Genomic DNA, 14,070 nt, shown 5'->3' on the forward strand with positions numbered 1-14,070 from the left:
CCCAACCTGTAGGAGCGGGCTTGCCCGCGAAGACGTCGGTATATTCAACATTTGTCTCACAGACATACCGCTTTCGCTGCGGTGCGGCGATCCGACAAGCCAGCTCCTACAGGATCACGCTGAACCCAGGCACAAAAAAGCCCCCGCCGCCGCAATGGCAACGGGGGCTTTTTGATGAGGCTTACATCTCGACCTGAGTACCCAGCTCAATCACCCGGTTTAGCGGCAGATTGAAGAAACGCAGGTTGCCATTGGCGTTCTGCAACATGAAGGCAAACAACCCCTCGCGCCAACGGGCCATGCCTTCGAGCTTGGAGGCAATGACCGTCTCGCGGCTGAGGAAGTAGGTGGTACGCATCGGGCTGAAATCCAGTTCATCGAGGTGGCACAGTTTCAGCGCCTGCGGTACGTCCGGCTCATCGGTGAATCCGAAATGCAGGATTACGCGGAAGAAACCTTCGCCGTAGGAGTCGACCTCGAAGCGCCGTTGTGGTGGCACCCGCGGGATGTCTTCGTAGACCACCGTCAGCAACACCACTTGCTCGTGCAACACCTGGTTATGCAGCAGGTTGTGCAACAACGCGTGGGGCACGGCATCCGGCCGCGCTGTCAGGAACACGGCGGTGCCCTGAACTCGATGCGGCGGTTGTACGGCAATGCTGCTGATGAAGATCGGCAACGGCAGTCCACCCTCATCGAGGCGCTCGACCAGCAGCTGCTTGCCGCGCTTCCAGGTAGTCATCAACACAAACAGCACAATACCGGCGATCACCGGGAAAGCCCCGCCCTGGACGATTTTCGGCACGTTGGCGGCAAAGTACAGGCCGTCCACCAGCAGGAAACCGAGCAGCACCGGAACTGCGAGAAGCGGTGGCCATTTCCACAACAGCAGTATCACTGCCGCCACCAGGATGGTGGTCATCAGCATGGTCCCGGTCACCGCCACACCATAGGCCGAGGCCAGGGCACCGGAGGATTCAAAACCCAGCACCAGCAGCACCACGCCGACCATCAGCGCCCAGTTCACCGCGCCAATGTAGATCTGGCCCTGTTCTGCACTGGAGGTGTGCCGGATGTGCATGCGCGGAATGTAACCGAGCTGGATCGCCTGACGGGTCAGGGAGAACGCACCGGAAATCACCGCTTGCGAGGCAATCACCGTGGCCAGGGTCGACAGGCCGACCAGCGGGATCAATGCCCAGCTGGGTGCCAGCAGGTAGAACGGGTTGCGGGCCGCTTCCGGGTCGCCTAGCAGCAAGGCACCCTGACCAAAATAGTTCAGTACCAACGCCGGCAGCACGAGGATGAACCAGGCACGAGCGATCGGCTTGCGGCCGAAGTGGCCCATGTCCGCGTACAGCGCTTCGGCACCGGTCAATGCCAGTACTACAGCGCCGAGAATTGTCACGCCCATGCCCGGGTGGTCGATGAAGAAGCGCACGCCCCACACCGGATTCATTGCCTGCAATACTTCCGGGTGTTGAAGGATGCCGTAGACGCCCAACGCGCCCAACACCAAAAACCAGGCGACCATGATCGGCCCGAACAGAATGCCGATCCGCGCAGTACCATGACTCTGGATCAGAAACAGCGCGACCAGTACCACCAGCGACAGCGGCACCACCCAATGGTCGATGCCATCGAAGGCCAGGCCCAGGCCTTCAATCGCCGACAGTACGGAGATCGCCGGGGTGATCATGCTGTCGCCATAGAACAACGCCGCGCCGATCAGCCCGCAGACCACCAGCAACGTGCGCAATTTCGCGTGCCCCGCCGCCGCCCGCCGGGCCAGTGCGGTCAAGGCCATGATCCCGCCTTCGCCCTGGTTGTCGGCGCGCAGCACAAACATCATGTACTTGATCGACACGACCCAGATCAGCGACCAGAAAATGAGTGCCAGAATCCCCAGCACCCCGTCATGGTTGACCGGCACGCCATAGCCGCCGGAAAACACTTCCTTGAGGGTGTACAACGGACTGGTGCCGATATCGCCATAAACCACCCCGACTGCCGCGACCAGCATGCCGATCGGCTTCACCGCCGAATGCTCGGCACCTGCAGCCTGACTACTTGCCTGACCCATCCACCACTCCTACTTCTCAGACCCGGGCTTCTTTGAAAGAAGCACTATGCTTTGTCGTGCAGCATGCGCTGTTTTACTTCACGTTACAGACGTTTTGTTGACTGTAAAAAATCAGTAAAGCGTAACGGCGCGAAGCATAGCGCAGCACTCGTCGTATTTCCCTGCATAAAGCTGGTCAAGTGAACGACTCATCGCTAGAATTGCGCACTTTTTGATCAGAGGCGCAGTTCAAGCGCCCGTCCGTCGGTTTTGCCCTGCCCGGCAAGCGGCGTCACAAAATACCGAGGTTAGACATGTCCACCACTCCTGCGCCGGCCAATCCAAAGGTTGGCTTCGTATCCCTGGGTTGCCCCAAAGCACTGGTCGACTCCGAGCGCATCCTTACCCAGCTGCGCATGGAAGGCTATGACGTGGTGTCCACCTACCAGGACGCCGACGTCGTAGTCGTCAACACCTGCGGCTTCATCGATTCGGCCAAGGCCGAGTCCCTTGAAGTGATCGGCGAAGCCATCAAGGAAAACGGCAAGGTCATCGTGACCGGCTGCATGGGCGTCGAAGAAGGCAACATTCGCAACGTACACCCGAGCGTGCTGGCCGTGACCGGTCCGCAGCAGTACGAGCAAGTGGTCAACGCGGTGCACGAAGTCGTGCCGCCACGCCAAGACCACAACCCGCTGATCGACCTGGTGCCGCCGCAAGGCATCAAGCTGACCCCGCGCCACTACGCCTACCTGAAGATTTCCGAAGGCTGCAACCACAGCTGCAGCTTCTGCATCATCCCGTCGATGCGCGGCAAACTGGTCAGCCGTCCGGTGGGCGACGTGCTCGACGAGGCCCAGCGCCTGGTCAAGTCCGGTGTCAAAGAGCTGTTGGTGATCTCCCAGGACACCAGCGCCTATGGCGTCGACGTGAAATACCGCACCGGTTTCTGGAACGGCGCGCCGGTGAAAACCCGCATGACCGAACTCTGCGAAGCCCTGAGCACCCTCGGCGTCTGGGTTCGCCTGCACTACGTTTACCCGTACCCCCACGTTGACGAGCTGATCCCGCTGATGGCCGCCGGCAAGATCCTGCCGTACCTGGACATCCCGTTCCAGCACGCCAGCCCGAAAGTGCTGAAGTCGATGAAACGCCCGGCTTTCGAAGACAAGACCCTGGCACGGATCAAGAACTGGCGCGAAATATGCCCGGACCTGATCATCCGTTCGACCTTCATCGTCGGCTTCCCGGGCGAAACCGAAGAAGACTTCCAGTACCTGCTGAACTGGCTGACTGAAGCCCAGCTCGACCGCGTCGGCTGCTTCCAGTACTCGCCGGTAGAAGGTGCACCGGCCAATGACCTGGACCTGGAAGTTGTTCCGGATGACGTCAAGCAGGACCGCTGGGAGCGCTTCATGGCGCACCAGCAGGCCATCAGCTCGGCGCGCCTGCAAATGCGCATCGGCCGCGAGATCGAAGTGCTGGTCGATGAAGTCGACGAGCAAGGCGCGGTCGGCCGCTGCTTCTTCGATGCTCCGGAAATCGACGGTAACGTATTCATCGACAACGGCAGCAACCTCAAGCCGGGCGACAAGGTCTGGTGCAAAGTGACCGACGCCGACGAATACGACCTGTGGGCTGAACAGATCTAAACGCAAAAAATACGCAAAGCCCCGCTCTCTTGACGAGATGCGGGGCTTTTTTACGGCTATCGTTTGAGATTGAACGGACTCACATCACTCACGCATCAGGGGCAGACAGGCATGCGTCAGCATTCGGTCATCCACACGCCGAAACTCGGCGACTACGAAGAATTGACCCGGGTCTGGGAGGCCTCGGTACGCGCTACCCACGACTTTCTGCCGGACAGCTACATCAAACTGCTGAGAAACCTGGTGCTGACCCGCTACCTCGACGCGGTGATGCTGATCTGCACCAAGGATTCGAACCAACGCATCACCGGGTTCGCCGGCGTCGCGGCCGGCAAGATCGAAATGCTCTTCATCGACCCCGACCATCGCGGCCAGGGCCTGGGCAAGAAATTGTTGCGCTATGCCCTGGAACACCTGAACGCCGACGAACTGGACGTCAACGAACAGAACCCGCAAGCCCTGGGCTTTTACTTCAAGCAGGGCTTCGAGGTCATCGGTCGCTCGGAGGTCGATGGCATGGGGCAGCCGTATCCGTTGTTGCACATGCGTATGCGCCAAAATCAGCAACACTCCCAACATGGCTGACACAACACGGAACAACTGTAGGAGCTGGCTTGCCAGCGAAGACGTCGGCACATCCAGCATTGTTTTCACAGACACACTGCTTTCGCTGCGGTGCGGCGATCCGACAAGCCAGCGCCTACAAAAAGCTCTACGGTGTAAATGGAACCGGGATTAACCGGCGCCAGGCAGGTACAATGCCTCCCCCCTTTTTGTTACGGCCCTGACATGACTGACCCGATTCGTCTCTCCAAACGTCTCATCGAACTCGTCGGCTGTTCCCGTCGGGAGGCTGAGCTGTTCATCGAGGGCGGCTGGGTCACCGTCGACGGTGTGGTCATCGACGAGCCGCAATTCAAGGTCGACACCCAGAAAGTCGAGCTTGATCCCGAAGCCAAGGCCACCGCACCGGAACCAGTGACCCTGCTGCTCAATGTGCCCGCCGGCATGGACGCAGATACCGCCATGGCCACCCTCGGCGCCGAAACCCTGAGCGAAGAACACCGCTACGGCAAGCGCCCGTTGCGCGGGCACTTCCTGCGCCTGACCGCCAGTACCGACCTGCAGGCCAACGCCAGCGGTCTGCTGGTGTTCACCCAGGACTGGAAAATCCTGCGCAAACTCACCGCTGACTCCAGCAAGATCGAGCAAGAATATGTGGTCGAGGTTGAAGGCGAGATGGTGGCTCACGGCCTCAACCGTCTGAACCACGGCCTGACCTACAAGGGCAAGGAATTGCCCGCGGTCAAGGCCAGCTGGCAGAACGAAAACCGCCTGCGCTTTGCCATGAAGAACCCGCAACCGGGCATCATCGCCCTGCTTTGCCAGGCGGTCGGCCTCAAGGTCGTCGCCATCCGTCGCATCCGCATCGGCGGCGTGTCCATCGGCAAAGTGCCGGTGGGGCAATGGCGCTACCTGTCCGGCAAAGAGAAGTTCTAAGGCTTTTCTCGCCGCCACACATTTCGGCGCCGCGCCTGGCCGCGACGCCCACAGCTGAATATCAGGACTGCACACATGATTCATAACGACGTACTGCGCAGCGTGCGCTACATGCTCGACATCAGCGACAAGAAAGTCATCGAGATCATCAAGCTCGGCGGCCTGAACGTGACCCTGCCGGACCTGCTGACCTACCTCGACAAGAAAGAAGAAGACGAGGAAGGCTTCGTACGCTGCCCGGACGAAGTCATGGCGCATTTCCTCGACGGTCTGGTGATCTTCAAGCGTGGCAAGGACGAAAGCCGTCCGCCGCAGCCGATCGAAGTGCCGGTGACCAACAACATCATCCTGAAAAAGCTGCGGGTGGCGTTCGAGCTGAAAGAGGACGACATGCACGCGATCCTCAAGGCCGCCGAGTTCCCGGTGTCCAAGCCTGAACTGAGCGCGTTGTTCCGCAAGTTCGGCCACACCAACTATCGCCCGTGCGGCGACCAGTTGCTGCGCAATTTCCTCAAGGGCCTGACCCTGCGCGTTCGCCTGTAGGAGCTGGCTTGCCAGCGAAGGTCGCAAACGATAACGCGTACCGACTGTATGAACGCGGTGTTCCCTCATCCTTCGCTGGCTAGTCGGAACGCCACATCGCAGTTCCCGCATGGCGCTATGCCCGCTCATTCCGCGCAAAAATAGTGGCTCCGCTGACCGCGGCTGACGACCAGGGTGTAAAGACCTCAGCTCTCAGGATTCACCATGCATCCCTACTTTTCCCTGCAAGGCCGCACTGCCCAGATGACCGGTGGCACCCGCGGCACCGGTAAAATGATCGCCAAGGCCTATCTCGAGGCGGGCGCCTGGGCGAGCAGATCACTCATCTGGACATTCTGGTGAACAATGCCAGCACCACCTGCGGCGCACTGCTGGAGAGCTACCCTATCAAGGGGTAGCGGCGCTGGCGATCAGTCTGGCGAGTACTGCCGGGGCCTACATGACCGGGAATATCATTCCCCTGGATGGCGGATTCAGCCTTTAAAAGATCGCAGCCTGCGGCAGCTCCTACGCCGAACGAATTCCTCTGTAGGAGCTGCCGCAGGCTGCGATCTTTTGATCTTTGCGGCATCATGCCCTATCTAAATCCACCTCGACCTCAAACCATGACCTACAGCGTTTCCCCCATCGGCTTCGTGCGCTCCTGCTTCAAGGAGAAGTTCGCCATTCCGCGCCAGCCGCAACTGGCCCCGGCCGCCCGTGGCGTGCTGGAACTGGTGGCACCGTTCGATCAAGGGGACGCCGTACAGGGCCTGGAGCAGGTCAGCCATGTATGGCTGTTGTTCCTGTTCCACCAGGCCCTGGAAGAAAAGCCTCGCCTGAAGGTCCGCCCTCCTCGTCTCGGCGGCAACAAATCCATGGGCGTGTTCGCTACCCGCGCCACCCACCGTCCCAATGGCATCGGGCAGTCAGTGGTGAAACTGGACAAGGTCGAAGCCAACCGCTTGTGGATCTCGGGCATCGATCTGCTGGATGGCACGCCGGTTCTCGACATCAAACCCTACGTGCCCTACGCCGACATCATCGATACAGCCACCAACAGCATCGCCAGCGCCGCGCCGCAGCTGATCCCCGTGCAGTGGACGGATACAGCACTGCAACAGGCTCAGGGGCATGCCCAGCGCCTGGAAGAGCCTTTGGTTGAGCTGATCGAACAATGTCTGGCGCAGGATCCACGCCCGGCCTATCAAACGCCTGCACCCGAGCGGGAATACGGCGCGCAGTTCTGGGATCTGGATGTGCGTTGGCATTACCCGACACCGGAGCTGATCCGCGTCCTGGAAGTCATTCCCATATCCAACGTGTAGGAGCTGTCGAGTGAAACGAGGCTGCGATCTTTTGATGTTGCTTTAAAAAACAGGATCAAAAGATCGCAGCCTCGTTTCACTCGACAGCTCCTACAAGGTTTGTGTCCGGCACGAAAAAGCCCCCATTGCCTGTGAAGACAATGGGGGCTTTTCAGTGTTGCGCGCTTCTTACTTCTCGACGAACGCACGCTCGATCAGGTAATCACCCGGCTCGCGCATCCGCGGCGAAACCTTCAGGCCGAAGCTGTTCAGCACTTCGCTGGTCTCGTCGAGCATGCTCGGGCTGCCGCACAGCATGGCGCGGTCGTCCTGCGGGTTGATCGGTGGCAGGCCGATGTCGCTGAACAGCTTGCCGCTGCGCATCAGGTCGGTCAGGCGACCTTCGTTCTCGAACGGCTCGCGGGTCACGGTCGGGTAGTAGATCAACTTGTCACGCAGTGCTTCGCCGAAGAATTCGTTCTGCGGCAGGTGCTCGGTGATGAACTCGCGGTAAGCGACTTCGTTGACGTAACGCACGCCGTGGCACAGGATCACTTTCTCGAAACGCTCGTAGGTTTCCGGGTCCTGGATAACGCTCATGAACGGCGCCAGACCGGTACCGGTGCTGAGCAGGTACAAATGTTTGCCAGGCTTCAAGTCATCCAGTACCAGCGTGCCGGTAGGCTTCTTGCTGATGATGATCTCGTCGCCTTCCTTCAGATGCTGCAACTGCGAAGTCAGCGGACCATCAGGCACCTTGATGCTGAAGAACTCGAGATGCTCTTCCCAGTTCGGGCTGGCAATCGAGTAAGCGCGCATAAGCGGGCGGCCGTTGGGCTGTTGCAGGCCGATCATCACGAACTGACCGTTCTCGAAGCGCAGGCCCGGATCACGGGTGCACTTGAAGCTGAACAGAGTGTCGTTCCAGTGGTGAACACTGAGGACACGCTCGTGGTTCATGTTGCTCATGTACGTGGGACTCCTGGAGATTTGTCTGCGCGTGTTCGGCGTGCTCTGCAAAGAAAGCCAGCTCTGCGCAATTGCATCGCATTCTAAAGGCAGAGACAATATCTGTTAAATGGATTATTAAGATAAGGGTTATCGGTTATATAGATATGCGATTTACTCTCCGTCAACTTCAAGTATTCGTCGCCGTCGCCCAGCAGGAAAGCGTATCCCGTGCCGCGGGCCTGCTCAACCTCTCGCAGTCGGCGGCGAGCACCTCGATCACCGAGCTGGAGCGCCAGTGCAGCTGCCAGTTGTTCGACCGCGCCGGCAAACGCCTGAGCCTCAACGCGCTCGGCAAACAACTGTTGCCGCAAGCTGTCGCCCTGCTGGACCAGGCCAAGGAAATCGAAGATCTGCTCAACGGCAAGTCCGGTTTCGGCTCGCTGGCCGTGGGCGCGACCCTGACCATCGGCAATTACCTGGCCACCCTGCTGATCGGCAGCTTCATGCAGCGCCATCCGGAAAGCCAGGTGAAACTGCACGTGCAGAACACTGCCAATATCGTGCAACAAGTGGCCCACTATGAAATTGATCTGGGTCTAATCGAAGGCGACTGCAGCCACCCGGACATCGAAGTACAAAGCTGGGTCGAGGACGAACTGGTGGTGTTTTGCGCCCCTCAGCATCCGCTGGCCAAGCGCGGCATGGCCACCATGGATGAGTTGAGTCACGAAGCCTGGATCTTGCGCGAACAAGGCTCAGGCACGCGGTTGACCTTCGATCAAGCCATGCGCCATCACCGCACTTCATTAAACATTCGCCTGGAGCTCGAGCACACCGAAGCGATCAAGCGCGCGGTGGAGTCAGGTTTGGGGATTGGCTGCATTTCCAGGCTGGCTTTGCGCGACGCATTCCGCCGCGGCAGCCTGGTGCCTGTCGAGACGCCGGATCTGGATCTGGCGCGACAGTTTTATTTCATCTGGCATAAACAGAAGTATCAGACCTCGGCGATGCGCGAGTTCCTCGATCTGTGCCGCGCCTTCACCGCCGGGGTTCAGCGCAGCGACGAGATCGTGCTGCCGACGATCGCCTAGAGCAGAATTACCGCCCACACCAGGGCAATCATGCTCAATGCCACGAACTGGGCGGCACTGCCCATGTCCTTGGCATTCTTGGACAGCGGGTGCCGCTCAAGGGAAATGCGGTCGATGGCCGCTTCCACTGCCGAGTTGAGCAACTCGACGATCAACGCCAGCAGGCATACCGCGATCAACAACGCCCGTTCGACCCGGCTGACATTCAGGAAGAACGAAAGGGGAATCAGGATGACGTTGAGCAATACCAATTGCCGAAAGGCGGCTTCACCGGTGAAGGCTGCGCGCAGGCCGTCCAGCGAATAACTGGAGGCATTGAGAATACGTTTCAGACCGGTCTGGCCTTTGAAAGGTGACATAGAGTGGGCAACTGACAAAAAAGAAGTAGGAAAGCTAGATCAACCAAAGTCAAAAAAGCGTGAAGTTGCCAGCCTTTAATGGCTGGAAATTGACTCAAGTTGTTGCAAGAGCAGCGCGGCCTGGGTCCGGGTCCGTACATTCAGTTTACGGAAAATCGCGGTGACATGCGCCTTGATCGTCGCCTCGGAAACACTCAGCTCGTAGGCGATCTGCTTGTTCAGCAAGCCTTCGCAGACCATGGTCAGCACCCGGAATTGCTGCGGCGTCAGGCTGGCAAGGCCTTCGCTGGCTGCCTTGGCTTCATCCGAGACGCTGACCGCTTCGAACGCCTGCGGCGGCCAGAACACGTCGCCATCGAGAACCGCACGCACGGCTTTCTGGATCACACTCAAGTCGCTGGATTTGGGAATGAAGCCACTGGCGCCGAACTCACGAGACTTGACCATGATGGTCGGCTCTTCCTGGGCCGAAACCATGACTACTGGAATCTGCGGATACTGACCGCGCAGCAGGACCAGTCCGGAAAAACCGTAGGCTCCCGGCATGTTCAGGTCCAGCAGCACCAGATCCCAATCGGATTTTTCCGTCAGGCGCACTTCCAGTTCGGCGATGCTCGCCACTTCCACCAGACGGACATCCGGGCCAAGGCTCAGGGTCAGCGCTTGGTGCAAGGCACTACGAAAAAGTGGGTGGTCATCGGCAATCAGGATTTCGTATGTGGCCATTTTTCAAATGATCCTGTTTTTCATGGGACGCCCGATGCATTCGGGCTTCGCCAGAGCAACTCAAGGTACAGCCACGGAGCCGCACCAACAAAGCACGCTCAACGCAAAAAACGACGTTGCAAACTCTGGCCGCACCCAGATCGGCGCCAAGCATGCCCAGCGAAGCCGGGGTGGTCAAGCAGCATGGCCGGTACACGTTATTGCAGAATGCGCAACAATCAGCCCATCAACGGAGTGACCGGCTGCACATAGGGCATCAACTCGGCGTGCGCCGGGGTCGAAACGTTCATGTCCAACTGATGTTTGGCGTCGAGGTAATGCTGGCTGAACACATCAAAATAGGCATCCAGCGCCGAAGCTGCGGTTACATCGCCTGCAAGGTCGAGGCACAGCGCCGCCACTTCCGCCGTGCACAGATGCTCGCTGCGAGTCGAGCGGCGCAACCGGTAGCGGGAGAGTTTCTCCGGCAGCAGGCTGAGGATCGGCAATCGATCGAAATAGGGGCTCTTGCGAAAGATCTTCCGCGCTTCGGTCCAGGTCGCATCCAACAGAATGAACAATGGACGCTTCGTGCCATCGACATCCACGCTGTTTGTCACACGCTCGGGCTCGACGTACTCACCCGGAAACACCAGGTAAGGCTGCCATTGCGGGTCGGACAACAGCGCCAGCAACTTTGGATCGACCTCGGTACGGGACCAGATGAAGGCATGGTTGTCAGGTACCACGTCGGCGATCAGCCAACCGGTGTTGCTCGGCTTGAACACTTCCTTGTTGGTCATGATCAGGCACACGCCGGAGCGGGTAGCGACCTGCGGACGCCATGCACACAGGCAGTGACTCTCGATCACCCGGCAGTCGCGGCAACGCGGCGCGCGCCAGCCGCGGGCCTGAATCGGCTTGATGCCCTCCTCCTCGCGCTGATCGCGCAAGCGGGCTACGGCATTCAAGGCAAAGCGCGCGGGGGCATGACTCATAGCGGGCAACGCCCACAGAGAAGGGAAATCGACACGAAAAACACTCGACAGGGTGAAAAGTGCCAGCAGTTTACCAGACCGCCCAGCGCAAGCCTGTACCGTCCAGCCCGCCTCCCCTATAATTCGCCGCCACTGAACGCACAGCCACGTGACGGGTCCAACCCCCATCACTGAACCAGGAGAGTTTCATGCTGCGCCTTATCGTTCCTACCGCGGCCATTTTGCTGGCGTCGTCCTTCAATGCTCAGGCTGCGTCCCTGAAAGACACGGAACTGAACAAAATGCTGCAAAACGTCGCCACCCAGAGCAGCGTCGGCACTCCACGAGCGATCAACGAAGACATACTCGATCAAGGCTACACCGTTGAAGGCAAACAGCTGATCAACCATCTGAGCGTGCAGAGCAGCCACGCCGACAAGATGCGTGCAGACCCGAAAGCGGTGTACTTCCAGTTGGGCGCTTCTGTCTGCAGAAACGAAGGGTTTCGCAAGCTGATGGCCAAGGGGGCGATCATGCGTTACGACTTCACCGAGGTGAAGACCAACCGCCCGGTCGGCTCCGCAAGCTTCCAGGAGTCGGATTGCCTGCAACCGGCCAAGAAGAAAAAGTAATCACCGGGAATTGGCGCGCCGTTGTTCATCTTCGGCGCGCAATTCCGCCAGCAGCGCCTGCAAGTAATGCGAACGGCGTTCGCCACCGCGCAAACGCCGGCAGCACTCCTCTTCGAGACTCAAATGATGGGTCTCGGCTGATGACTTCAGCAATCGATACAGTTGCGTATCGATCTCCAGAACGACTCTGGTCATGGTTTCCCGCCTCCCTGCACTTCACTCATGTTTGAGCGATAAATCCTTGAACCGCTTGTACCGTGCGCCCTGTCGTTGACGCAAAGTTGTCGTGTGACACCTGTAACTTAGTAAATCAGAGTGCCGCACATGCGACGTACGTTCAGACGAGCGGTGAAAGCACCTTGCAAATCGTCAATAAGCGGTTGCCAGGAAAGACTTTGTGGCGCAATGATCAAGACAGCGCAAATCACTGTGAAGGTCTAGATTTCAGGGTATCCACGTTCACTTTTTCAGGCTGGAAAGGGGCTGGCCGTCGCTTGTCGTGTTGTGCGAACGTTTCTTTCATCCAAGGGAAAAACAGAGCCTGTTTGGATGATCCGATACCTTTCGGGTCAAGTAGATCGCCCAGGCATGGGCCTGGGCAGACAGCGACACATGAAGTGTCGTGGCACCGACTTACGTTGTCGGGCCGAGGGTTCTGTGCAGAAGGAGAAGTTGAATGCCTTACCAACCGAATGACCTCCTGAGCCGTCATTTTGAAGAAAGCGGCCATGACCTCATCAGCAAGGTCGAAGAACAGCTCAAGCTGATTTCACCCAACAGCCCGAACACCCCGATCTACCGCGACATGATCCTGACCGTGCTGCGCATGGCCCAGGAAGACCACAACCGCTGGAATGCCAAAATCACCCTGCAAGCCCTGCGCGAACTGGAACAGGCTTTCCGCGTACTCGAACAATTCAAGGGGCGACGCAAAGTCACCGTTTTCGGCTCGGCCCGCACCCCCACCGAACATCCGCTCTACAGCATGGCCCGGGAGCTCGGCGCTGCGCTGGCGCGCTCGGACATGATGGTCATTACCGGCGCTGGTGGCGGCATCATGGCCGCCGCCCATGATGGCGCTGGCCTGACACACAGCCTGGGGTTCAACATCACGCTGCCCTTCGAGCAACATGCCAACCCCACTGTCGACGGCACGACCAACCTGCTGCCCTTCCATTTCTTCTTCACCCGCAAATTGTTCTTCGTCAAGGAAGCCGACGCCCTGGTGCTGTGCCCCGGCGGCTTCGGTACGCTGGATGAGGCGCTGGAAGTGCTGACGTTGATCCAGACCGGCAAGAGTCCATTGGTGCCAGTGGTGCTACTGGACACGCCGGGCGGCAAATTCTGGCAAGGCGCACTGGACTTCATTCACCAGCAACTGGAGGAAAACCACTACATCCTGCCCACTGACATGAAGCTGGTGAAACTGGTCTACAACGTCGAAGAAGCGGTAGAGCACATCAACCAGTTCTACAGCAACTTCCACTCCAGTCGCTGGCTCAAGCATCAGTTCCTGATTCGCATGAATCACACACTCAGCGACCACGCACTCGAACACATGCAGGAGGCTTTCGCCGACCTGTGCCTGAGCGATCACTTCCATCAGCATGCTTACAGTGGTGAAGAACACAACGAAGCCGAGTTCAGCCATCTGGCGCGGCTGGTCTTCAACTTCAACGCCCGCAATCATGGTCGTCTGCGCGAACTTGTGGACTACATCAACCTGCCGGAAAACTGGGCACAATCAAAACCCCAGGTACAACAACGCACGCGGGAGCCGTCAAAGGTTTCCTGAGGCATAAAAAAACGGCCCGCTATCGAAATAGCGGGCCGTTTCAGTTCAATCATCCATTCCTCGACCGCTGAACAGGCGATTGATCATTTCCATGGAGTATCCCCGATACGCCAGGAACCGGCCTTGTTTGGCTCGCTCCCGGACGTCCGTCGGCAATTGCCCGGAGAACTTGCGCCGCCAGGTATCGGCCAGTTGCTCCTGCCAGTCGATACCGCTCTCACGCAGGGCGAGTTCAATATCGGTGCGCTGCAGGCCGCGCTGGCCCAGCTCTTCACGAATGCGCAAAGGGCCATAACCGGAACGGGCGCGGTAGGAAACGAAACTTTCGAGGTAACGGGCTTCGGACAACAACCCCTCTTCTGTCAACCGGTCGAGTGCTGTTTCGATCATTTCAGGGAGGGCGCCGCGCTGACGCAGTTTACGCGTCAGCTCGACACGACCGTGCTCGCGTCGTGCGAGCAGGTCCATTGCGGTTCGCCGCACCGCGACGAGTGTATCGAGTACGGCGGTCATCGCT

Annotated in this window: 16 protein-coding genes and 1 pseudogene; 10 read left to right on the forward strand and 7 right to left on the reverse strand. The window is 59.0% G+C overall.

All coding sequences use genetic code 11. The features are described 5' to 3' along the window. Positions 1-181 precede the first annotated feature (181 nt). Positions 182-2,083 (reverse strand): potassium transporter Kup, encoded by a 1,902-nt coding sequence (locus tag AC1DWG_RS12565; RefSeq protein ID WP_477763867.1) that lies wholly within the window; start codon positions 2,081-2,083, stop codon positions 182-184. 293 nt (positions 2,084-2,376) lie between these two features. Between AC1DWG_RS12565 and rimO the strand changes: the two genes are divergently transcribed. From rimO to tsaA, 7 genes and pseudogenes are all read left to right on the forward strand, one after another. Next, positions 2,377-3,714: a 30S ribosomal protein S12 methylthiotransferase RimO gene (gene rimO / locus AC1DWG_RS12570; protein ID WP_008052161.1), complete on the forward strand. Its 1,338-nt coding sequence runs from the start codon at positions 2,377-2,379 to the stop codon at positions 3,712-3,714. A 111-nt stretch (positions 3,715-3,825) separates the two neighbouring features. After that, a complete protein-coding gene (locus tag AC1DWG_RS12575; protein ID WP_477752992.1) occupies positions 3,826-4,299 on the forward strand; it encodes a GNAT family N-acetyltransferase in 474 nt (157 codons plus the stop codon). Positions 4,300-4,503: 204 nt separating this feature from the next. Then, complete coding sequence (locus AC1DWG_RS12580; RefSeq protein WP_007971163.1) at positions 4,504-5,214, forward strand: rRNA pseudouridine synthase; 711 nt, start codon at positions 4,504-4,506, stop codon at positions 5,212-5,214. Between the two features lie 75 nt (positions 5,215-5,289). Further along, positions 5,290-5,757 (forward strand): YehS family protein, encoded by a 468-nt coding sequence (locus AC1DWG_RS12585; RefSeq protein WP_477752994.1) that lies wholly within the window; start codon positions 5,290-5,292, stop codon positions 5,755-5,757. Positions 5,758-5,961: 204 nt separating this feature from the next. Further along, on the forward strand, positions 5,962-6,099 hold the full coding sequence (locus AC1DWG_RS12590) for a hypothetical protein (RefSeq protein WP_477763868.1): 138 nt from the start codon (positions 5,962-5,964) through the stop codon (positions 6,097-6,099). A gap of 52 nt (positions 6,100-6,151) precedes the next feature. Beyond that, positions 6,152-6,241 (forward strand): annotated as a pseudogene (locus AC1DWG_RS12595) (3-oxoacyl-ACP reductase); the annotation flags it as partial. Between the two features lie 121 nt (positions 6,242-6,362). Further along, positions 6,363-7,064, forward strand: coding sequence for a tRNA (N6-threonylcarbamoyladenosine(37)-N6)-methyltransferase TrmO (gene tsaA / locus AC1DWG_RS12600; RefSeq protein WP_477763869.1), 702 nt, complete (start codon positions 6,363-6,365; stop codon positions 7,062-7,064). A 168-nt stretch (positions 7,065-7,232) separates the two neighbouring features. Here tsaA and fpr read toward each other — a convergent pair whose 3' ends face one another. Further along, a complete protein-coding gene (gene fpr / locus AC1DWG_RS12605) occupies positions 7,233-8,012 on the reverse strand; it encodes a ferredoxin-NADP reductase (RefSeq protein ID WP_003443014.1) in 780 nt (259 codons plus the stop codon). A gap of 146 nt (positions 8,013-8,158) precedes the next feature. On the opposite strand from fpr, the gene AC1DWG_RS12610 reads away from it, so the two are divergent. Beyond that, positions 8,159-9,085: a LysR family transcriptional regulator gene (locus tag AC1DWG_RS12610; RefSeq protein ID WP_477787857.1), complete on the forward strand. Its 927-nt coding sequence runs from the start codon at positions 8,159-8,161 to the stop codon at positions 9,083-9,085. On the opposite strand, the gene AC1DWG_RS12615 is transcribed toward AC1DWG_RS12610, so the two are convergent. From AC1DWG_RS12615 to AC1DWG_RS12625, 3 genes are all read right to left on the reverse strand, one after another. Continuing rightward, a complete protein-coding gene (locus AC1DWG_RS12615; protein ID WP_477752996.1) occupies positions 9,082-9,444 on the reverse strand; it encodes a diacylglycerol kinase in 363 nt (120 codons plus the stop codon). The two genes, AC1DWG_RS12610 and AC1DWG_RS12615, sit on opposite strands and share 4 nt — an antisense overlap. Positions 9,445-9,519: 75 nt before the next feature. After that, a complete protein-coding gene (gene erdR, locus AC1DWG_RS12620) occupies positions 9,520-10,170 on the reverse strand; it encodes a response regulator transcription factor ErdR (RefSeq protein WP_477759812.1) in 651 nt (216 codons plus the stop codon). A gap of 218 nt (positions 10,171-10,388) precedes the next feature. Then, positions 10,389-11,147 carry a tRNA-uridine aminocarboxypropyltransferase gene (locus AC1DWG_RS12625; protein ID WP_477763871.1) on the reverse strand — a complete coding sequence of 253 codons (759 nt, stop codon included), beginning with the start codon at positions 11,145-11,147 and terminating at the stop codon, positions 10,389-10,391. Between the two features lie 188 nt (positions 11,148-11,335). Here AC1DWG_RS12625 and AC1DWG_RS12630 point away from each other — a divergent pair, with 188 nt between their 5' ends. Then, positions 11,336-11,758 (forward strand): quorum-sensing-regulated virulence factor family protein, encoded by a 423-nt coding sequence (locus AC1DWG_RS12630; protein WP_007990204.1) that lies wholly within the window; start codon positions 11,336-11,338, stop codon positions 11,756-11,758. Here the strand turns inward: AC1DWG_RS12630 and AC1DWG_RS12635 are convergent, their stop codons facing one another. After that, entirely contained in the window at positions 11,759-11,953 is a 195-nt protein-coding gene (locus tag AC1DWG_RS12635) for a hypothetical protein (RefSeq protein WP_218430242.1), read from the reverse strand. A gap of 481 nt (positions 11,954-12,434) precedes the next feature. Between AC1DWG_RS12635 and AC1DWG_RS12640 the strand changes: the two genes are divergently transcribed. Continuing rightward, positions 12,435-13,553, forward strand: coding sequence for an LOG family protein (locus tag AC1DWG_RS12640; protein WP_477752999.1), 1,119 nt, complete (start codon positions 12,435-12,437; stop codon positions 13,551-13,553). Between the two features lie 45 nt (positions 13,554-13,598). On the opposite strand, the gene recX is transcribed toward AC1DWG_RS12640, so the two are convergent. After that, positions 13,599-14,066 (reverse strand): recombination regulator RecX, encoded by a 468-nt coding sequence (gene recX / locus AC1DWG_RS12645; RefSeq protein WP_477753000.1) that lies wholly within the window; start codon positions 14,064-14,066, stop codon positions 13,599-13,601. Between the last annotated feature and the right edge of the window lie 4 nt (positions 14,067-14,070).

It is taken from the genome of Pseudomonas sp. P4_B3 (assembly GCF_056402295.1).